The 19,510-nt window shown below is 56.5% G+C and carries 18 protein-coding genes and 2 tRNA genes; 7 read left to right on the top strand and 13 right to left on the bottom strand.

From position 1 onward, the window contains the following. Positions 1–138 precede the first annotated feature (138 nt). A complete protein-coding gene (locus tag QMZ18_RS26190; RefSeq protein WP_282609329.1) occupies positions 139–933 on the bottom strand; it encodes an arylmalonate decarboxylase in 795 nt (264 codons plus the stop codon). Positions 934–945: 12 nt separating this feature from the next. Beyond that, positions 946–2,094 (bottom strand): Xaa-Pro peptidase family protein, encoded by a 1,149-nt coding sequence (locus QMZ18_RS26185; RefSeq protein ID WP_282609328.1) that lies wholly within the window; start codon positions 2,092–2,094, stop codon positions 946–948. 321 nt (positions 2,095–2,415) lie between these two features. Here QMZ18_RS26185 and QMZ18_RS26180 point away from each other — a divergent pair, with 321 nt between their 5' ends. Next, a complete protein-coding gene (locus QMZ18_RS26180; protein ID WP_282609327.1) occupies positions 2,416–3,033 on the top strand; it encodes a hypothetical protein in 618 nt (205 codons plus the stop codon). A 277-nt stretch (positions 3,034–3,310) separates the two neighbouring features. Here the strand turns inward: QMZ18_RS26180 and QMZ18_RS26175 are convergent, their stop codons facing one another. Continuing rightward, positions 3,311–4,588 (bottom strand): aspartate aminotransferase family protein, encoded by a 1,278-nt coding sequence (locus QMZ18_RS26175; protein WP_282609326.1) that lies wholly within the window; start codon positions 4,586–4,588, stop codon positions 3,311–3,313. A 102-nt stretch (positions 4,589–4,690) separates the two neighbouring features. Here QMZ18_RS26175 and QMZ18_RS26170 point away from each other — a divergent pair, with 102 nt between their 5' ends. Continuing rightward, positions 4,691–5,611, top strand: a complete 921-nt coding sequence (locus tag QMZ18_RS26170; RefSeq protein ID WP_282609325.1) for a LysR family transcriptional regulator — start codon at positions 4,691–4,693, stop codon at positions 5,609–5,611. Here the strand turns inward: QMZ18_RS26170 and QMZ18_RS26165 are convergent. Genes QMZ18_RS26165 through QMZ18_RS26150 form a run of 4 tightly spaced genes read right to left on the bottom strand, consistent with a single transcriptional unit; the run spans position 5,608 to position 10,683 of the window. Continuing rightward, the gene (locus tag QMZ18_RS26165) at positions 5,608–8,025 is read right to left on the bottom strand and encodes an FAD-dependent oxidoreductase (RefSeq protein ID WP_282609324.1); all 2,418 of its coding nucleotides are present in this window, start codon (positions 8,023–8,025) and stop codon (positions 5,608–5,610) included. The genes QMZ18_RS26170 and QMZ18_RS26165 overlap by 4 nt on opposite strands. Then, on the bottom strand, positions 8,026–8,730 hold the full coding sequence (locus QMZ18_RS26160; protein WP_282609323.1) for a hypothetical protein: 705 nt from the start codon (positions 8,728–8,730) through the stop codon (positions 8,026–8,028). A gap of 1 nt (position 8,731) precedes the next feature. Then, positions 8,732–9,166 (bottom strand): SRPBCC family protein, encoded by a 435-nt coding sequence (locus tag QMZ18_RS26155; RefSeq protein WP_282609322.1) that lies wholly within the window; start codon positions 9,164–9,166, stop codon positions 8,732–8,734. 11 nt (positions 9,167–9,177) lie between these two features. After that, positions 9,178–10,683, bottom strand: coding sequence for a trimethylamine methyltransferase family protein (locus tag QMZ18_RS26150; RefSeq protein ID WP_282609321.1), 1,506 nt, complete (start codon positions 10,681–10,683; stop codon positions 9,178–9,180). A 440-nt stretch (positions 10,684–11,123) separates the two neighbouring features. Here QMZ18_RS26150 and QMZ18_RS26145 point away from each other — a divergent pair, with 440 nt between their 5' ends. Then, positions 11,124–11,417 carry a hypothetical protein gene (locus QMZ18_RS26145; RefSeq protein ID WP_282609320.1) on the top strand — a complete coding sequence of 98 codons (294 nt, stop codon included), beginning with the start codon at positions 11,124–11,126 and terminating at the stop codon, positions 11,415–11,417. Between the two features lie 422 nt (positions 11,418–11,839). On the opposite strand, the gene QMZ18_RS26140 is transcribed toward QMZ18_RS26145, so the two are convergent. The 5 genes from QMZ18_RS26140 to QMZ18_RS26120 form a co-directional block, all read right to left on the bottom strand. Continuing rightward, a tRNA-Arg gene (locus QMZ18_RS26140) sits at positions 11,840–11,916 on the bottom strand. A gap of 170 nt (positions 11,917–12,086) precedes the next feature. Next, complete coding sequence (locus QMZ18_RS26135; protein ID WP_282609319.1) at positions 12,087–12,392, bottom strand: ETC complex I subunit; 306 nt, start codon at positions 12,390–12,392, stop codon at positions 12,087–12,089. 232 nt (positions 12,393–12,624) lie between these two features. Beyond that, a tRNA-Pro gene (locus tag QMZ18_RS26130) sits at positions 12,625–12,701 on the bottom strand. A gap of 145 nt (positions 12,702–12,846) precedes the next feature. Beyond that, a complete protein-coding gene (locus QMZ18_RS26125; RefSeq protein WP_282609318.1) occupies positions 12,847–13,326 on the bottom strand; it encodes a GFA family protein in 480 nt (159 codons plus the stop codon). Further along, positions 13,323–13,904 carry a GNAT family N-acetyltransferase gene (locus QMZ18_RS26120; RefSeq protein ID WP_282609317.1) on the bottom strand — a complete coding sequence of 194 codons (582 nt, stop codon included), beginning with the start codon at positions 13,902–13,904 and terminating at the stop codon, positions 13,323–13,325. Before QMZ18_RS26120 ends, QMZ18_RS26125 begins: the two co-directional genes overlap by 4 nt. Positions 13,905–14,142: 238 nt before the next feature. Between QMZ18_RS26120 and QMZ18_RS26115 the strand changes: the two genes are divergently transcribed. From QMZ18_RS26115 to QMZ18_RS26100, 4 genes are all read left to right on the top strand, one after another. Next, positions 14,143–14,481 carry a DUF1491 family protein gene (locus tag QMZ18_RS26115; protein ID WP_282609316.1) on the top strand — a complete coding sequence of 113 codons (339 nt, stop codon included), beginning with the start codon at positions 14,143–14,145 and terminating at the stop codon, positions 14,479–14,481. A gap of 111 nt (positions 14,482–14,592) precedes the next feature. After that, positions 14,593–15,342, top strand: a complete 750-nt coding sequence (locus QMZ18_RS26110) for an SIMPL domain-containing protein (protein ID WP_282609315.1) — start codon at positions 14,593–14,595, stop codon at positions 15,340–15,342. Between the two features lie 105 nt (positions 15,343–15,447). Then, a complete protein-coding gene (locus QMZ18_RS26105) occupies positions 15,448–16,536 on the top strand; it encodes a diaminopropionate ammonia-lyase (RefSeq protein WP_282609314.1) in 1,089 nt (362 codons plus the stop codon). 34 nt (positions 16,537–16,570) lie between these two features. Beyond that, positions 16,571–18,937, top strand: coding sequence for a molybdopterin-dependent oxidoreductase (locus QMZ18_RS26100; protein WP_282609313.1), 2,367 nt, complete (start codon positions 16,571–16,573; stop codon positions 18,935–18,937). Between the two features lie 34 nt (positions 18,938–18,971). On the opposite strand, the gene QMZ18_RS26095 is transcribed toward QMZ18_RS26100, so the two are convergent. Then, entirely contained in the window at positions 18,972–19,439 is a 468-nt protein-coding gene (locus QMZ18_RS26095; RefSeq protein WP_282609312.1) for an Lrp/AsnC family transcriptional regulator, read from the bottom strand. Between the last annotated feature and the right edge of the window lie 71 nt (positions 19,440–19,510).

The raw sequence follows: 19,510 nt of genomic DNA, 5'->3' as shown, positions 1-19,510 counted from the left end.
CTCGAATTTGATCAGTTGATTCCGCTTCGAAGCTGGAAGTAAATCATGCCTATGGCAAGGATGCGATGACGAAGGCAGATACGGACGCAGCGTTTTTCCTATCAAGAGTGATTCATTCAATTGAAGCAGCAACGCCGTTTAGTCTGCGGGGAGGAGTGATGTTCCGGGTCTGGAGAAGATCCGGCCGAAGCCGCTGATTTCATCTCTGATGCCGGCACGGCGCAGGCAACTCCACATTTGACCCTGATTGCTGGTAACGACGGGTTTCCCGATCTCCTGTTCGATTTCCTCGGCAACTTCGAGAGCCCGGATACCGCCACAACTCAAGAAAACCGCATCCGCGTCAGGTCGGTCGATCTCCAGCGCAAAACGCTTCCAATAGTCCGGTGTCACGCGTCCGAATTCGACGCCGGTCTCCAGGTTCAAACCCTGGATATCGAGAATCTCAAAGCCCTTATCAACCAGGAACTCCGCTTCGGCGGTATTGACCTCGTCGAGATAAGGTGTGCCGACGACCAGTTTCTTTGCGCCCAATTCGCGCAGAGCGTCGACGACACCGGTCACCAGTGTCATGGGCTGCGCGTAGGGTGCCCCCCGCCTGATTTCAGACATAACCTGCTCTTCGCCGTTTACGATCGAGCCGCTCGTACAGCTGTAACTGATAACGTCAGGCCTGGTGTCCGGTTGCAGGCGGGAAGCGGCATCCGCCATGGCGTCGATATGCCGCGCGAGGGTCTCATTGGTCGTATAATCCTCGGTCTTAAGGCGCGTGAAGTGTATCGCCACACCCTCCGGCACCATGGCAAACATATCAGATTCGGCCGCGAGATCCGTGGACATCAGTATAAAGCCAAGCTTTGCCCGCCAGTGCTGGCCTGCATCAAGTTCAGGGGTCCGTGGCGCCGATCGTACTTTATCGCCTGTATTAAACATTGCCTGCCTCCACTAGAGAACGACGTCATTCAGAGACTTGGGGTGGATGGTCAATTGCTCATAGCCGTCTTCGGTCACAATAAAACTGTCGCCAACCTGGGCGCGGAAAGATCTTGCCACGCTGACCGACCCATCGACGGCGAGAACCATGCCCGGCTGAAGAACTGTCTTGTCCCCAAAAACCAATTGCGGTTTCTCCAGAAAACTAAAGCCGGTGGCGCGTCCGCAACGGAAAGGATACTCGTAGCCGGCACCCTGAATGACGTCGGCATAGGCAGCATGAACTTCTTCTGCGGTGATGCCGGGACGCAGCAGTTTGAGTGCCGCTGCCTGACTCTCGACAGCGACCCGATAGACGGCTTCTTGTGATTTATCTGCGATTTCGCCAATCCAGAAGGTGCGATCGAAGCCGAGCTTGAAACGATGGAAGTTGGTCATTCCGCAGAAGCATAGAAATACAGGTTCGCCCCGACGCATCACCCGGGTTGTCGCACGATGATGCGGCTTGGTGATTTCCGCGCCCGAAGCCATGATCTGCAGGAAATGGGTGTTGGGTGACATGCGCGCATCCTGATAGTGCGCATCGAGCAGTTCGGCCGCCTTGCGCGTCCCCGCCGCCGAGGTGGCGAGCGCCACTTCGTATTCCCGGACACCGTCACCGATTGCCTCACGGCCGGCGTCCATCATCGCCATCGCCACCTGACCCGCGTGCCGGGCGAGGTTCATCTCCTCCTCCGACTTGATCATCCGCATATCCGAAACGATGGGTGTAACGTCGCCCAGCCGCGACACCGCGACGATGGTATCAAGATAATTGCGCACCAGCGGCGGCATGACGTCCGGTTCAATTGCCACCCTGCCCGACCCGGCGAGCGATGCGGGCAGAGCCGTGCGCCATTCCTCACCCATACCGTCATTCCAGGCTTCGATCCGGTCCACGACCGCTGCGGCTTCGGCCATGTCCAGTTCCATGCTGGGCGTGATCAACAGACTTTCACCCTCTCTGGGAACGACAAGGATCGTGGGGCGCCCGAATTCCATATGGAGATAATCGTAGTAGCCGGTGAAGTAATAGACACTGTCGTCGTCGGTGATCAGTGCAACATCGAAATCTGACTCAATCAGTTTTCTTCGAAGTTCGTCCATTCGCCCTGAAAACATAACTGCCGCTTCCTTATCCGAATCACCAAGTGCCGCAAAGCAGGTGTCAAAGCTATGACCGACGCGGCTTTTCCAACAAGTGCAAAAAACTCAAAGCTGTTGAAGTTTTCTTCGCTGAATTCCTCGTGTTGCTCTTCGACGTCCAATACCTTCGTTTTCGGTTGATCAAGTCATCGGTTACGGTTTTCCACAGTGCCCGGGCGCAGACCATCTCGCATCCCTAGAGCAATTCGATCGCGGAACCCATTCAGAGATTAAAATATCGCCGCGATCGATCGATGTTACTGTCACTAAAATGAATATCCTTTGGGAGCACAAGAAATGACGATTGTTATGGGCAATTACGATGAAATGCCGGTCCTGAAAGAAGACGTAAAGATCGTCGTGGAATGGGTCAGTACCGCGCTCGCGACCTTGCGGGCACACAGTCAAAATCCGATTGGCCTGGGGGCCGGCCAAGCCAACGCTACGCTCTGGACCAGTGACACCGGAAAGCACAGCGGCAAGCTGCGGGTTGACCGTCAGCGGGTGATTGGCGTGAACCAGCGAACCACCTCCGCCAAATTCTATACGATGAAGCCACCGGGCAAGCTGAAGAGAAAAGGCGCCACTTCTGTCGGGACCACCGATCCGTCCGAAAAGGTCCGCCTTGAGGGCTTGGGTTACAAGACGGGAAGTGAGACGAAGAAGGATGTTCAGGTGGCTGACTATGTCTGGACTCTGTTCGCAACTCAGGTGAACGATACGCACAACCAGCTTTTCGTGCTCAACAATTTCAATGTCCTCAACACCATCGGCCAAGCGCAGCTCACCACCATTTGGCATGAATGTTTGAAGTGCGGCGGCGGCGCGGTGCTCACCAACGACGGCGCGCGTGTGCCGGATGGTTTCACCGCCTCCAAGGTCCTGGCCGACACCGATGATATTGAGTTTTGGTGATCAATGCAGGTCTGGCGTCAGAATCATCCCTGATGTGAGCCAACAGAGACGCAGCGCCTCGGTCAAAACGGGATCGTTTCTTATATTTCTAGGAAAGGCTTGATAGGAATTAGCGTGCCTGTTGTCCCACGCTGGTTAATTCGATCGTCCCAGTTGAGCCGGGATATTGCGGGACTAACGGATACAAACAACAAATACAGTATCGCCGACGCCCGGCAACTCGGGTGTATTTCGATGCAGAGTCCGTCAGTTGTGCCAATGTCGCACTAAAGGCTCTTCACGCGGTCGCAACAGCCTCGATTGCGCGGGTAATTGCGCGTTCGGTCACTTCGGCTTCGGTATCTGTATGAGCAAGCGATACGTAAAACTTCATTGGGGCTTTGAGAATCCCATCTGCGCGAAGTGATGCATTGAAGGTCCGCTGCTGGTCGGAGTTGGCTCTTAAGGTATCGCGATAGTCGGCCACCGGCGCCTTCGCGAAAACCATGTCAAAAAGGACCGGGTCCCCGACCAGGGTCGCGGTTAAACCCATTCGGGCGGCCTCGGTTTGAAGTTTTTTCATCAGCTTGCGCCCGGTGGCGCGAAGCGTCTCGTAAGCCCCTGCACGACGCAGAATTTCCAGTGTTTTTAAGCCAGCGGCGGCGGCAACAGGATTCCCGCTGAGGGTTCCGATTTGAAAAGTGAGGCCTTCGGGACCGACTTTCTCGACGTCAAAATGGGCCATGATGTCGGATGTTCCGGCAATTGCAGCCATTGGAAAACCGCCGCCAATGACTTTCCCCAAAGTACAGAGATCAGGGGTAACACCATAAAGCTCCTGACCACCGCCATAAGCGAGACGGAATCCGGTTACGACTTCGTCGAAGATCAGCACGATCCCGTGGCGCGTCGTTTCTTCGCGCAGGGCTTCGAGAAAACCGGGTAGAGGTGGGATCAGACGTTGCAGAGGTTCGACAATCACTCCTGCCAATTGATCCGCATATTCGGTGATAATCTGCCGCGCAAATGAGATGTCGTTAAAGGGCGCGACAATAACCCCATCACGGGTCGCCTGGGGGATGCCTGCAGAGTCGGGAACGGCTTGCGGGAAGTTCTCCAGCCGTTGGGGTGCCATACTCATGAGCGCTTCGCCGGACATGCCGTGATAGCCGCCCTCAAACTTCAGAATAAGATTGCGCCCACTATGGGCACGGGCCAACCGCATGGCATACATGTCTGCTTCAGATCCGGATGAGACGTACCGCAGTTGATCCGCACAGGGGACGGCCTCGCAAATGACCTCAGCCAATTCGATTCCGGCGGCGTTATTGGCAAAATACGTCATGCCGTTGGCAAGCTGCTCCTGTACGGCCTCCATCACTTCCGGGTGGTTGTGACCGACGAGCATGGGGCCGGAGCCAATCAGGTAGTCGATGTATTCCTTACCATCTTCATCCCAGACACGGGCGCCGCGCCCTCTTTTGATAACGATGCTTGGGTCGTAATTCCCAAACCCGCCCGCTGGCAAAACCGATCGCGCCCGTGCACACCACATATCCTGAACTGATTCGGTCATTGCGCACTCCTCTGCTGACGTGAGCATGAGTTTCGACTTGACCTCAGATGAAAAGCAATTAAGAAAATTGGTAGTTCTTGTGAAAGTAATTCAGGTAATTTCATGCCAGACGGCCCGCTGCTTGAACTGCGTCACCTCAAGATGATTCGAGCCATTGCGATGCATGGGCGCGTAACCGATGCGGCCGAGGCCTTAGGTGTCACGCCGTCTGCCCTTTCACATCGCATAAAAGAGGCGGAGCGCCGGCTGGATGTCGTCCTCTTTACGCGTATGCACAAGCGACTGCGTATGACGCCCGCCGCCGATTATCTCGCTGATACTGCCGAACGCGTTTTGTCTGAGATGGACCGTGCCGAACAAGATGTCCGGCGTATGGATCGCGGGGCCGAGCACGTTGTGCGCATCGCTGTAGAAGCCTATAGCTCGTATCACTGGCTGCCCGGCTTCACGAGCTATTTGCGAACACATCTTCCGGGCGTAGACCTGCAGGTCATGGCAAGCGCCGGGCGCGAGCCGATTCAGGCACTTACCAATCGGCATGTGGATTTGATCGTTGTCTCGGGCGAAGCTGTCCCCTTTGGGACCTGCCCGATCGCGCTGTTTCGGGATGAGCTGCTGTTCATCATGCCACCCAACCACCGCCATGCCGGAAAAGCCTTCATAGACGGCGTGGATATCGAAGGCGAGGAGTTCATTACCTACACCAAGACCCCTGAACCGGACCGGGAGTTTGCGCGTCTGTTCCGTCCTACAGAAAGCTATCCCCGCTGGACCGCAACTGTGGAGTTGCCTGAAGCCATCGTCGAACTGGTTGCCGCCGGCCAGGGAAGCAGCGTATTGGCAGGCTGGGCCGTCCGCCCGGCGATCGAGGCGGGACGCATCGTCGGAGCCCGCGTTGGAAAGGATGGGATCGAGGTTCCATGGCAGGTTCTGATGCGCACCGAAGACGAGGACAACGGTCCGATTATGGACGTCGGACAGGCCTTGGCCACGTGGTCGAATATAGAAGGAGGGTTCGGCTAAGCCCGCAGTTTGCGGTTGTCCGGGTCATAGACATGATGCGAATGCCGGACAGCCCGGCGCTCGGTCCCGAACGCTTGGACGCTGCAGGCCTCGCCCATGTTCAACGCCCCTTTCTCGACATAGCCGAGTGCCAGAAGCTTGCCGGTTCGGTACCCCATGGACACCGAAGTGAGATAGCCGATCACTTCGCCGTCTTTCACAATTGGATCGGACGGCAGCGGGTCGGGACCCGGGTCTGTGATTTCCATCCCGATGAAGTTCCAGTCAGCGTCGTTGTTCGCTTGCCGGACAACTGCCTCTCGCCCTGTGAACGGGCCTTTCGACATATTGGCGAAGTTCGACAGACCCGCGTCAAACAAGGTGTATTCCGTGCCGAAATCTGCCCCCCAGCCATGGTAGCCTTTCTCGATCCGCATGGCGTTCAGTGCATAGGAGCCAAAATTACAGATGCCGTGCAGCAAACCCGCTTGCCAAATGGCTCGATAAAGTTCTGTCAGATGATCAGACGATGTATGCAGCTCCCACCCCAATTCGCCCACATAACTGACCCGCATGGCCGTGACGGGGACGCCCGCGATTTCGATCTCAGTCACGCTCATCCATGGGGCGGTTTCTGAGCCCAGATCAGCCGATGTCAGGGATTGCAACAGCGCACGTGACTTGGGCCCCATTACCAGCAAAGCCGCGTCATGCACATAGCCTTTGGCAAGCGCTGCATCTGCCTGCCCGATTTGGGTGGAAATCCAATCGAAATCCCGGTCAACGGCCAGCGTCGGGCCGCATAGCAGAAAGCGGTTTTCCGCCAGGCGTGCGATCGTCGCTTCCGACCATATGTGCCCCTTTGAGGTCAGCATGTATGACAGGCGCACACGACCAACCCGGGGCAATGCGCCACAAATTAAGCGGCTCAGAACTGCAACAGCCTCTGGCCCCTCCAGCAGGTATTTTGTGAAACCGCCATGGTCCATGATGCCGACCGCATCTCTTACGGTTTCGCACTCAACGCGCACAGCGTCCTGCCATGGTTCATACCCAAAGCTCAGCGCCTCTGAATCATCCGCCGCGTTCCGTTTGAACCAGAATGCCCGCTCCCAGCCACCGATCTGTCCGATCACGGCACCCTGGCTGCGCAGATGTTCGTAAAGCGGAGTCTGATTTACGGGCCGTCCCGATTGCAGGATGCGGTGCGGATAGGGAATGGCATATTGCAGATCGTAATGTTCGGACGCGCGCGCAGCTGCATAGTCTTCTGTCGCCCAACGTCCGAAGCGGCGCGGGTCCCAAGCGGAAAGATCCCATTCGGTTTCGCCTTCGCTTAGCCATTCGGCCATCGCTTTGCCAATTGCCGCGGAATGCGTGATGCCGATTTGAACACCCGTGGCGTGATAGAAATTGCGGATGCCGCCTGCGGGCCCGACCAGGGGCAGCGCGTCCGGTGCATATGGGATCGGCCCGTTTACAAACTGCTGCGCACCTGCATCGGATAAAAGCGGTACGTGCGAAGCCGCAGCCTCAAAAACCGCCATCATGCCATCAATGTCATCCGCAAAAAGCTGGTGGTCGAAATTGGCGGGCACCCCGTCGCGCCAGACCGGACGCCCTTCGTGCGCGTAGGACCCCAACAGCAGCGCATTGCGTTCCCGGCGCAGGTAAAAGCGGAGATCCGGGTCCCGGATCAAAGGAAAGGTTTCGGTATCCTTTTCCAGTTGAGGCAGCGCGCTGGTCACCATGTATTGATGCTCCAGCGTGATGACCGGCAGATGCAATCCGGCCATTTCAGCTATGAGTGCGCCGCTTGAGCCTGCGGCGTTGATCACTGTACCCGCTACAATCTCCCCACGGGATGTTTCAATTTCCCATTCGCCCGACGCCCGCTGCGTCAATCCTGTCACACGTGTAAAGCGTTTGACCTGAGCCCCCTTGGCACGTGCATGTTTCGCCAGAGCCTGTGTTAACTGGCTTGGGTCAATGTCGCCCTCATAAGGATCGAGGATGCCGCCCAGTACCGTAGCGTCGGTCCGCCAATAGGGATGCATTGCCTCAACCTCCGCCGGGCTAAGCATGGAAAGATCGAATCCCGCAGAGCGCGATACACCGCACAAATGCTGAAAAAGCTGCATCCTCTCTTGGCTGTGTGCAGGCCAGATGGCGGAAGTATGCCGATAGGTGATCGGCGCCTCGGGGTCTTTTGCGAGCTCTTTATAAAGTTGCCACGCATAGTTGCCTGCCCGCATCCCGAGCCAGGAATTTGCGTAGGTCGGGATATTGCCGGCCGCGTGCCAGGTAGATCCGGATGTCAGTTCGTTCTTTTCGATCAGGACTGTGTCGGTGATGCCGGCCTCGGCAAGATGATAAAGGACTGCGGCCCCGACAGCGCCGCCGCCGATGACCACCACCTCGGCATGATCAGACACTTAATGTGACTCCAGCAACTGACCGTAACCATGGATGGGATCCGTGATCCCGATACTGCGTAACGTTTGCCAATAAACTGCGGCGTTACATGCGACGATGGGCTTGCCGTGCGCCTTTTCGAGCTCCGCAATCATCGCGACAACGGGCAGCGCGGTGCCGACCTGAAGGATCACATCGCAATCGGAGGCGGCAACTTCCGCAAAAACTCTCCGAATGTCTGCCAGCGGCGTCTCGCAAATAGCGGGCAGAGACGGAGCTTCGGTACCTTTGATCGCTACGACCTGAAAACCCGCCGCTTCCGTGTTGGCCTTAACGACGGCATCCACTTTGGCATCGAACGGAGTGACAATACCGATGCAAGTCGCACCCAAACTGTGCAGCGCTTCATAATCCGCGAAGGATGCCCCCATGAGCGGGACACCGATTTGCTCCGAAACCTCATCACAACGCTTTTTCAGCTTATCCGGCCCACCGGGCCCCGCATCTGTGGTCAGGCCCACAGCAATGGCTGAGGGCTGGCAATCCATCAGCTTCGCGGCTTCCTCTGGCAGGTCGTCCGAAATTGAGTCTCCGCCCAATCGAAAGCGCTGCATCTGGTTGGTTACGCCGTCCGGCCGAAGGAGTTCCAATTCAGGCTGAACAACCGTGTTCATGGCGGGGGTCATAACGCCGATCACAGCGCGCGGGGCCAGGGTATCAGGCATTTTAGCTCTCCTTCAAAAACATGTTCAGTCCGGTCATTCCGCCGATGTAAATGACATCACCAACCACCCGTTCCATCTGGGCGGCGTCCTCGGGCGTGCATTCGAACCGGCTTTCCCAAACACCAAGCGTCTGGTCGCTGTGGGTGATCGGAAAAAACCGGTGGGTCGAGACATATCCGGTAACCGGCAGCGGGCTCTCCAGAATGTCGTAGGTGTAGAAGGTCTCGACGTCTGAATGCGCCAGCAGCGTTTCGCGAAAGACGGTGCCGTCGGCGATTTGCAGGCTACGGATGGTCCCGGTCGCCGTTGCTGCGCCGCTTTCCAGTCTGGCATTGGTCACACCCGGATTCCAGGCGGCAACACCATCAAAAGCACGGACCGCAGCCCAAACCTTTTCAATGGGGGCTTCGATGATCATGCTGCGGAATATCTGCATAAGTCCTCCTGTTATGGCGCAAGGCGAATGGGATAAGCAGCGCGGATCTTCGTCTCAATCTCAGCACTCAGATGTGTTGGGGGGGGACCTGCGAGAATATCAGCCACGCGCGCCTGCGCCCTGTCCCAGATGGATTTCCGGCCTGCATCGATCCAGTCATCCACGCTTTGGCGATCTGCAAGTGTCGGATAGTAATAGTCGGACTTCATGCGTTTGAGGGTCTCGGCCTCGCCCAAATAATGCCCATCTTGCGTCACCACGCGTTCCACCGATCCGAGGTCGAGCGTGGCATCGGACACTTCGATCCCCCTGATCGAACGCAGAATGGCACCGCACATGTCATCATCGATCACCATCGCTTCGGGGCTTGCCACCATGATGGATCCCAACATGCCCACCGACAGGTTGATCATGTCCGCGCCACCGTGACCGGCCATTGCGACGGTGTAACCCTTTTCGAATCCGGCCTGAGCATCCGCGATTTTGGAATCCGTCATGCCCGCCGAAACGGTCGACGGCAGGCCCAGATGTGCCAGCAATTGGGCGGCGGCAGCATTGGCGACCGCGGCCTCTCCGCCGCCGCCGCTCATCGCACCGGTTCGCAAATCAGAGATGAATGGCATGAATGCGTAGATACAGGGAGCACCAGGCCGGACGCTATCGACCACGATCAAGCCAGCCAGGCATTCCGCAAGACCCTGGGCAAGGGCGCCGGCCAATGTCACCGGACTGGTTGCTCCCGCCTGCCCCGCCGAACATATCTGTGGGATCATACCCGCAGCGATTGCCTGTTCCAGCATGGCAATGCCTTCGGCTGCATAGGTCAGCGGTGGCACCACATGCACAATGACCGCCATACAGAACGGACGTTCCCGGAACGCCCCTGCACCGCCAAGGGCCATGTCGAACATATCGACAATCGGACCGATATGATCCGCGTCGCAAAAGCTGACGCCGATAGGTTTCGATGTTGCCTTCATACAGGCGAACGCTGAATTGATATCCAACTCAAAGGGGTCTACGAGATCTCGGGCAACGACCGGACGTACGCCGTAGTGAATATGGGACGACGCGTCGAGAACGCGCGTCAGATCATAGAGATCGCTGAGGTTGCTGTCCCTGTAAGACCCGGTTGCGGCATCGAGCACCTGCACTGCAGCCCCGCCGGTGCCGATATGGACCCGGCCCCCGCCAATCCTGAGATCCCGGTCGGATGTGAGTCCGGGAAGGTCAATATGTTTGGGTGCGCGATCACACGCGTCGCGGATCATTTCCGCCGGGAAGCATAAACGACCGTCATCGCGATGCCGCGCCCCACGTCTGAGCACGCGTTCGCTCGCCTGTTGCGGCAAACCCGATATGCCGATCGTCGACAGAATTTCAAAAGCATGATCCACGATCAGAGACAGATCAGCCGCTGAAAGCGGGCGCAACCGGCCACCGACGTGCAGGCTCGGCCCGGCATCTTCACCAAGACCCTTTTCTTTAGCCTGTCGCCGCGCTGTCCGTCTTGCCATGCTTGATCCCACCTCGGTGGATCCACTAAAGCTCAAAACCCGTGCGACACAAATTCAATAACTCGGCACAAATTGTGAATATTCTTCATGTGATTTGGCGGCAAGCGTTCGGTGCTTTCCGAATGTGTTCTTTCAACCTTTGTCATTCGGTTGTTCGATTAATCTGCCTCGCCGCCCCGGAAGAAAGGTGACGCAGTTTTCACGATACCGCCCCACCTAAGTGCCGGGGCTCTCTTTTTGGGATTGAAGACAGAGGTCAAATGCCAGACGGGGCAGAATCCTACGCTTTCGGCGGACAGCCTACCTTCGCGCGTGTTGCAGCGAACGGCCCGAACGAAGCCTTAGTGATAGGACATCACTTCCTGATGCTTGTGGCTGTAGCTGCCAAGTGGTTTAAATAATTTTTGCAGGCGAATGCGAGATTCGGCGGGTTGAAACTTATGCGTGCAGATCCAGAGCAACAGGTCAAACTAGTCAGAGATGAAACGAGCTTTATCGAGTTTTTAGATGTTCTTGCCCAGGACAAAGAAGCCGAAGATGCACTAGAAACAACAACTCCTTCATCTCCATATGGGCCGGGCCAACTCGGTTGGGAAAATGGTTGTATTGCCAGTTACCTCTCGGCTGCAACCGCATTTGGACAAACGTATCTAAGCAACGGTGGAATTGCTCCAGGCGCAAATCCTTGGAGAGTTTGCGCTGAAATCCTCCTTGGCGGAAAATACTACGAATAGACCCAACGGCAGCGAAGTCCGCACCTTACAATTCGCGCGCAGCGCAGCGATTGACCGCTGTACGGATTTGGGTGCAGCCTCGCGAACTTCATTGCACCAGCTATATGAAACTTCCGATCAGCTTACTTTGCGAGATTTAGAAATTGTATGTGACTGCAATACAAAGTGTGCCCCTTAAGGACGGCGATAGCGCAAATTTCTACCCCGTCCGGCATTTGACCTCAAAACAGGCGCAAACACCCGATACGTACAGGCCTCAGTATTGTTTCTACAACAAGTGCATATGATGTAAGCGTTTAAAAAAATGGCGCGCCCGGCAGGAGAAACTTCGAACTCTTGCCATAACGATAAAAATAGTTCGAACCCTATGAACTCCGCTCTCAGCAACGGATACGGCACTATTTTTGTTGAAGAAAATGGGGTGGCGCGCCCGGCAGGATTCGAACCTGCGACCTACGGATTAGAAGTCCGTTGCTCTATCCAGCTGAGCTACGGGCGCATATCGGTCTTTGGCGGCGCCAAAGAGATTGAGTAAAACGGGGCTGAGCCTCGCCTTCTCGCCTCTTATGACAGATTCCAGGGTGAGAGAGCAACAGGCGTCGTTACAATTAAAAACCTAAGCCCCGCCTGCCGGCAGCAAACCTGCCGGCACAGGTATTTAAGCTTAGATTAGTGGGTCCAGCGACCCGACCGCTTGAAGCCGAAGTTGTCCGCGTAGGCTCTTGGCGATACTTTACGCGCGCGCGGCTGCTCCAGCGTGTACATGTAGCCCTTGCGCTGGGCATAGGCGATGGCTTCGTCTTTGCTGTCGAACCAAAGACGCAGTTGTGTCTTGGTATCAGCGGACGAAGTCCAACCCATCAACGGCTCGACCTGACGCGCGGTCTCGGGCTCGAACTCGACGAGCCATCGTTCGCTGCGGGCGCGCCCCGACTGCATCGCGTTCTTGGGTGGTTGGAAGATTCGCACTTGCATTGACGTGTTCCTTGGCTTTTCAGCCGTCTCGCATCTAAGAACATCCCACCTGGGGAATGACCCAAACTAGCGGAATAAATCTCTATGGTGGGTTAATCCGCCATCTTGAAGCGAAGTTAATGTGATTCGGGCCTAAAGGTCCAGTGTATCCGCAGGCAAGATGGCTTCGGTCATCATAAAGCCGCGCGCATCATCAGACACCACGAGGGGAAGATTAATCATTTTTTGCTGTTGGTCGGGGAGAGAGGATTCGAACCTCCGACCCTCTGGTCCCAAACCAGATGCGCTACCAGGCTGCGCTACTCCCCGACAGCGCGGAACCTAAGGCTTCTTTCCGGTGATGGCAACCAGATTGAGCGCCTGTGGCTGCAAAAAAACGATCCTTCGTTTTCGGCGTTATTTCGTGCTCTGACGGAACCATGAAAAATGCACATAACGATTTGTTTATTATGAATTATTTTTCTGCTTCATCGGTCATATCACTCCGCGCGTACTGTGGTAAACCGTCGGCAAGTTCATAATAATCGCCCTTGTCGGCCACAAATATATGCGCCGCCGTCGTTAAGCCTTCGGCATTTTCCAGGCAGCCGGCAGCAATCGCGATTCGTCCTGATCCGTGCTGTTCCCAAAACAACGTTGAACCACAGGCACCACAAAAGCCGCGCCGGGCGATATCGCTCGCATGATACCACTTAAGTTCATCATCGTTGGTGAAGCGGAAGTGATCATGCGAGACGTCCGTCGCAGCCAGATAATGTCCTGTCATCTTGCGGCATTGGCCACAATGACAGTTCACGACGGGCTGAAGCGGCCCGTCAATTTCAAACGCCACGGCGCCGCAGAGGCAAGATCCTCTCGTTACGGTCACATCATCCGTCATAACAGGTGCATTCCTTCTCTTGATGCGGGCAGGAAAGGCAAGATCCAACCTCATAGAGCCTTCAAGCTCCTCCGCATGATCGGCCGGGTTTCAGACCGCCGCAGCACTTCCTTAAAGCCGGCCTCCTTGAAAGCTGAATCGAAACCCGTCCAGGCGTATACTGACGGATAAGGAGATTTATTCGGCGCAATGGGATAGCCCTCGACTATACGTCCGCCCTGCGCCTTCACAAATTCACATGCCGCTTTCAGCAACGCCACTGACAGCCCCTTTTTGCGGTGGCTTTTACGGATCAGAAAACAGGAAACACTCCAAACCTCTTGCGCGTCGACCGGCTTTAGAACGCGAGAGGCTTTCAGGCGGGTAAATTCAGAACGTGGTGCGACCGAGCACCAGGCGACCGCTTCACTGCCTTCGTACGCGAGTAGTCCAGGCGGGCGGTCTGCTTCGAAAAGATCCTTCATCGCCTGACGGTTATCTTCGCCTTTGTGCGTCTCATAAGCCTTACTGGTTAGCCGCCAGTTCATACACCAACAGCCGCCGTACCCGCCACGCTCACCCATCAGAGCGACAAAGTCCGGCCAGCGTTCAGCGGTCGCCGCATGGATAGATATTTCACCTGTTTCAGCCAATGATGATCCGCCTCATAGGAGTAAAACAACGCCAGAACCGTACAATGTTCTATATTTGTTCTCAAGTAATTTTCACTCATTTCTAACGCCAAGATGCCGCCCTGCCCGGCTATAGACAGTTGTTGCTCAACAGCAAGCCGCGCTTCGTTCTTTACCGACGCCCTTGAACCTGCCTAATTTGCCTGGCGCAAACTCAAGCAAGCAATTCCCCTGGAAACTAAAGCCAAGACACAACTTTATGTCCGACGACAGACTGCCAACGCACCTCTGGATTCAGGCGCATATCCGACGTTGTTCGGCAGAAGGAACGCCCGCGACCGTCGTGCACAAAGGCGAACGCATGAGCGGTATGCTGTTGCTTAAGCTCAATCAGCTTGGGCAGGGCTGCCGCGTGCTGACCCAGATGCGCGATATGGATGGTAGGCTCGGCTGGATGCCGGCACTAAACGGCGACCTGATCGAAGAGCGCGACGCCGATGACTATATCGAGCGCGCGGTCAAACGTGATCCGGATCTCTGGGTTGTCGAAATCGAATCCCGCGACGGCAGCCATCCCTTTGAAGGCAAACTGCTCTAACTCTTTCCCTTTTATGGAGACGATCTGCCTTGAAGCTGCCTAACTTCCGACAGATTGGGCTGGCAGATCTGATGCTGCATGACAAAGCAGCAGCGAGAGGGAGATAGTTTTTTGTCAAATATCATCAAACAATCCGGGGTCGGCGTCGCCACGGCAGGACTCTTTATTGCCGTTGGATTGGGCACGGCGGCTGGTCTACTCGGGCACAGTCTGGTCGAAATGCGCCGTGCGGATCGAATCGTCTCCGTAAAGGGCTTGTCCGAGCGTGAAGTCGAAGCAAATGTCGCGAGTTGGCGCCTGCCCTTCCGCGGCGGCGCCGAAGAACGTAAGGCAGCCGTTGCAGAGGCCATCAAAGCCCGCGATACAGTTATTGCTTTCGCTGAAGAAGGCGGACTTCAGCGCGATGAATTGACGGTTGAGCCCTTTACTCTCCGGGTCGAACGAAACTTCCTGACGATAAACGGTGAACAGCGCGAGCAGGTGCGATACGTCGCATCGGGCGCGGTACGACTACGCAGCGAAAACATCGGCGCTATCGCGAGCCTGACCACCAACACACCGGTTCTCCTCGATCGCGGCGTTCTTCTGGGCGAAGGCGATTATGGTGAAACTCCGCGTGCTGAATACATCTTTACCGGGATCAACGAGATCAAGCCGGAAATGATTGCCGAAGCGACCCAAAGCGCGCGTCAGGCCGCCCAGCGGTTTGCAGAGGATTCGGGCAGCTCGATCGGCAAGATCGCATCGGCCAACCAAGGCGTGGTGCAATTTTTGGCTCGCGACGGCAATTATGACGAGCGCTTCGAACGGCACAAAGTCATCCGCGTAGTCAGCAGCGTTCGCTATCAATTGGTGGAATAGGACAAGATGCCGAGGCAACCGGCTTCCATCAAGATGCGCTCTTTGCGGCAAAATGTGAACAAACGTTGAGAAATTTTCTCTAAAAAATCTAAAAATCGAAAATTCATGTGCAGCATTGCTCGCTATCATGCGTGGATGATGCAGCATATCAACTCCCCGCTTCAAACGACCGCGCCACGCCTGTTCAGGGTCAATGCCGATCGTCCGCTTGCCATGCTCCGGCTCTGTCCCGCCTACGAAGCGACGCCGCTTCATAGCCTGTCAGGCCTCGCCGCAGAACTTGGAATAGACACACTATGGGCCAAGGACGAGACCCAACGGATGCGGCTCGGCAGCTTTAAGGCCCTGGGCGGCGCGTTTGCCGTCGCTCAGATGATCTCCGATGCGGCCGGCGTGGCTGATCTAACGAGCCCAAAGGCCAGAGATACCGCAGGAGCCATGACTTTCATCACGGCAAGCGCGGGAAACCACGGCCTTTCCGTCGCTGCTGGCGCGCGGGTGTTTGGATCACGTGCCGTTATAGTTCTCTCCTCTTCGGTACCCGAGGACTTTGCCAATCGGATACGGGCACTGGATGCGGAGGTGGTTCGTGTCGATGGAACCTATGAAGCCAGTGTCGCCTATGCAATCGAGGAAGCAGATGCGAAGGGCTGGCTCCTATTAGCCGATGGCTCGTGGGAAGGTTACATCGACCGCCCGGCCCTGGTCATGGAAGGTTACAGCGTGCTTGCGGAAGAATGCCGCACGGCATTCGCAAATGATGGTAGCTGGCCTACACATGTCTTTCTTCAGGCAGGGGTCGGCGGCCTTGCAGCCGCTGTCGCCGGGCACATTCGTGAATTCTGGGACGAGCAGCCGACGATTGTCGTGGTTGAGCCGGAAGCTGCACCCTGCCTGATGGAAAGCGTTAAAGCCGGTTGCCTGACCCGTGCCGATGGTCCCCTGTCGAATATGGGCAGGCTGGACTGCAAGGATGCATCACTGATCAGCTTCGAATCTCTTCGCCGTGATGCCGACCGCTTTGTCACCGTCACTGACGCTGCCGCTCTCGCGGCCGTAAAGACGCTGGCAGACCACGGTGTTGCCACTACCCCCAGCGGGGCTGCGCCTCTTGCCGCCATCCAGGAGTTTGCACCCGGGATGGATAGTCGTTGCTTGCTCATTGTATCGGAAGGCTCTACGGGAGGAGAGTGAGCCGTCGAGAGTTGGTTTGGGGAACAGCAGGATCATGGCTGGAGATATTGAGATAACGGAGGGTGCGGCTTCAGATTCACAACATCCGATTGCCGTGACCCATTGGGGTGCCTATCGGGTTGTTGTTGCAGACGGCAAACCGGTGAAGCTTCTCGGGTTTGACGATGATCCGGCACCCTCGCCCATCGGCAATGCAATGCTGGATACTCTTGAAGGTCCATGCCGTATTGGAAAACCCATGGTGCGTCGAGGTTTTCTGGACCACGGTCCCGGCGGCGACCGCAGCCTGCGCGGACGTGATGCTTTCGTCGCCGTGGAGTGGGATGAGGCGTTGGATCTTGTCGCGCGGGAGCTGAACCGGGTTCGCGACGATTGGGGTAACGAGGCAATCTACGCCGGATCCTACGGCTGGGCGAGCGCGGGTCGGTTTCACCACGCCCAGAGTCAACTGCGCAGGTTCATGAATCTCTTCGGCGGCTGCAGCAAATCCCGCGATTCCTACAGCTACGCTGCCGCCGAAGTCATCCTGCCCCACGTGGTGGGGCCGATGCAAAAGTTGCTGATCGAGCACACATCATGGCGATCCATCGCTGAAGGCGCCGGACTGGTGGTCGCTTTCGGCGGCATGGCCTTACGCAACACACAGGTGAACTCCGGCGGGACCGGATGCCATAGCCAGCAACAGGATATGCTGGCGGCGCGGCAGGCTGGGGTGGAATTCGTCAATGTCAGCCCCGCCGCCTCGGACACCATGAGCGAACTTCAAGCTGAATGGTTCCCGATCCGGCCGAACACCGATGTTGCCATGATGCTGGCGCTTGCCCACACCCTGGTCAGCGAGGATTTGCACGACAAAGCCTTTCTGGACCGGTACTGCACCGGCTTCGACGACTTTGTGCCTTACTTGATGGGAACAAAGGACGGCACGCCAAAGACTGCAAGCTGGGCGGAAAAGATCACCGGCATCCCAGCCGCAGCGATTGTCGCTCTGGCACGTCGCATGGCCGCGACGCCCACAATGGTCTGTGCGAGTTGGTCCTTGACCCGGCAACAGCACGGCGAGCAACCTTTTTGGATGCTCGTGGTACTGGCTGCCATGCTAGGCGGCATCGGTCAAACGGGAACCGGCTTTGCGCTCGGTCTCGGTGCGGTCAACGGGATCGGCAATAATCGCTCACATTTGCCCTGGGCGGCATTGCCCACTGGGCAGAACTCTATTGAGAGCTTTATCCCAGTGGCGCGAATTGCAGACATGCTGCTGCACCCGGGAGAAGCCTTTCAATACAACGGACAGAACCTGCAGTATCCCGACGTTCGCCTGGTCTATTGGGTCGGTGGCAACCCTTTTCATCACCATCAGGATCTTAATCGCTTACGCCGGGCGTGGCAGCGTATCGAAACGGTGGTCGTGCACGAGCCTTTTTGGACTCCGATTGCCCGTCATGCAGATATCGTATTACCGGCGACGGTTTCTCTGGAGCGCAACGACCTTTCCGGTTCTCCGCGCGACAGCTACATGATGGCGATGCGTCAGGTCGCCGAACCTTACCGCGACGCCTGCAACGATCACGATATCTTCGCAGCCCTGGCGGAACGTTTGCGGGGTGAGGGTTGCAGTGAAGTGGGCTTCAGGGACGCTTTTACCGAGGGCCGCAATGAAGAAGAATGGCTGCGCGAATTATACCGCGAAACGCGGGCGCGCGGTCGCCAGTTAGGGCATGAGCTTCCTGAATTCGATGCCTTCCTCGAGCAAGGTGTCATTCGCCTTGAGTCCCCGGCAGAAGCACAAGTGTTGTTGAAGGCCTTCCGCAATGATCCTGAGGCTCATCCCCTTACCACACCCTCCGGCCGGATCGAGATTTTCAGCAAGACGATTGCCGGTTTTGAACTCGATAATAACCCCGGGCACCCTGTATGGTGCGAACCGCAGGAATGGCTCGGTGCAGATCTCGCCCGGCAATTCCCTTTGCATCTCATCTCTCACCAGCCGCCCCAGCGCTTACATAGCCAACTCGATCACAGTGCGCACAGCCGCGCCGGTAAGGTAAAGGGTCGTGAACCCTGCCGCTTGAATCCTGCCGATGCGGCCCGGCGTCAGATTGCTGAGGGGGATTTCGTGCGCCTCTTTAACAAACGCGGCGCCTGTCTGAGCGTCGCACAGATCGATCCCGACTTGCGCCAGGGTGTTGTGTCCATCGCAACCGGTGCCTGGTACGATCCTGATTGGGACCGGGATCCCGACTGCTGCAAACACGGTAATCCCAACGTCCTCACCGCCGACCTACCGACATCTCCTTTGGCTCAGGGCCCCGGTGCAATGACCTGTCTGGTAGAGGTCGAGCGCTGGCACGGCAACGCACCGGAAGTAACCGCTTTCGTTCCGCCCTCCATTACCTTCTAACAATCGTCAAAGCCGTCACTGGGCTTCTAATACGTCAGTCTGACAAGGGAACGGTGAGGCCGACCTTGGTGCGGTCCATAACGACCGACGTTCTGAACCGCTTCACGTTGGTATCGGCGAAGAATAGTCGATGAGTGAGAATTTCAAAATCCTGCATCGACTTGGCCAGAACGATCAATGCGAAGTCCGCTTCACCGGTTATGTAGTAGCACTGCTGCACCTGCGGCTCCGTTTTTGTCTTCCGGCGGAAAGCATCCAGTTGATCCAGCCTTTCGCGCTCTAACTCGACCATAATCAAAAAGGTCATATTGTAGCCGACCGCCTCAGGTGAGATCAGCGCTTCCTCACCCATAATGACACCTTCTGCCTTCAGGGATTTGATGCGGCGCTGCACCGTCGCAACCGACAATCCGGTTTCACTCGCGATTGTCTCAAGCCGTTCTCTTGCGTTCGCCTGTAACAAACGCAGGATTGTTATGTCCTCGGGATTCGATTTCGTCATGACCTTGTTATGTCACATTATTTTAAAAGGTGAAAAATTTTCTCATATTAAATTTGATGGTGACACCTCAT

The organism is Pelagibius sp. Alg239-R121, from assembly GCF_947331435.1.
Classification (GTDB): Bacteria; Pseudomonadota; Alphaproteobacteria; order Kiloniellales; family Kiloniellaceae; genus Denitrobaculum.
Note: the sequence above shows the minus strand (reverse complement) of the source record. Positions and strands in the feature narration are given on the sequence as shown.

What these genes read in the sequence shown, in the direction of transcription:
- QMZ18_RS26190 (WP_282609329.1), bottom strand. Translation starts at nt 933, where the DNA reads ATGTTTAATACAGGCGATAAAGTACGATCGGCGCCACGGACCCCTGAA.
- QMZ18_RS26185 (WP_282609328.1), bottom strand. Translation starts at nt 2,094, where the DNA reads ATGTTTTCAGGGCGAATGGACGAACTTCGAAGAAAACTGATTGAGTCA.
- QMZ18_RS26180 (WP_282609327.1), top strand. Translation starts at nt 2,416, where the DNA reads ATGACGATTGTTATGGGCAATTACGATGAAATGCCGGTCCTGAAAGAA.
- QMZ18_RS26175 (WP_282609326.1), bottom strand. Translation starts at nt 4,588, where the DNA reads ATGACCGAATCAGTTCAGGATATGTGGTGTGCACGGGCGCGATCGGTT.
- QMZ18_RS26170 (WP_282609325.1), top strand. Translation starts at nt 4,691, where the DNA reads ATGCCAGACGGCCCGCTGCTTGAACTGCGTCACCTCAAGATGATTCGA.
- QMZ18_RS26160 (WP_282609323.1), bottom strand. Translation starts at nt 8,730, where the DNA reads ATGCCTGATACCCTGGCCCCGCGCGCTGTGATCGGCGTTATGACCCCC.
- QMZ18_RS26155 (WP_282609322.1), bottom strand. Translation starts at nt 9,166, where the DNA reads ATGCAGATATTCCGCAGCATGATCATCGAAGCCCCCATTGAAAAGGTT.
- QMZ18_RS26150 (WP_282609321.1), bottom strand. Translation starts at nt 10,683, where the DNA reads ATGGCAAGACGGACAGCGCGGCGACAGGCTAAAGAAAAGGGTCTTGGT.
- QMZ18_RS26145 (WP_282609320.1), top strand. Translation starts at nt 11,124, where the DNA reads ATGCGTGCAGATCCAGAGCAACAGGTCAAACTAGTCAGAGATGAAACG.
- QMZ18_RS26135 (WP_282609319.1), bottom strand. Translation starts at nt 12,392, where the DNA reads ATGCAAGTGCGAATCTTCCAACCACCCAAGAACGCGATGCAGTCGGGG.
- QMZ18_RS26125 (WP_282609318.1), bottom strand. Translation starts at nt 13,326, where the DNA reads ATGAGGTTGGATCTTGCCTTTCCTGCCCGCATCAAGAGAAGGAATGCA.
- QMZ18_RS26115 (WP_282609316.1), top strand. Translation starts at nt 14,143, where the DNA reads ATGTCCGACGACAGACTGCCAACGCACCTCTGGATTCAGGCGCATATC.
- QMZ18_RS26105 (WP_282609314.1), top strand. Translation starts at nt 15,448, where the DNA reads ATGTGCAGCATTGCTCGCTATCATGCGTGGATGATGCAGCATATCAAC.
- QMZ18_RS26100 (WP_282609313.1), top strand. Translation starts at nt 16,571, where the DNA reads ATGGCTGGAGATATTGAGATAACGGAGGGTGCGGCTTCAGATTCACAA.
- QMZ18_RS26095 (WP_282609312.1), bottom strand. Translation starts at nt 19,439, where the DNA reads ATGACGAAATCGAATCCCGAGGACATAACAATCCTGCGTTTGTTACAG.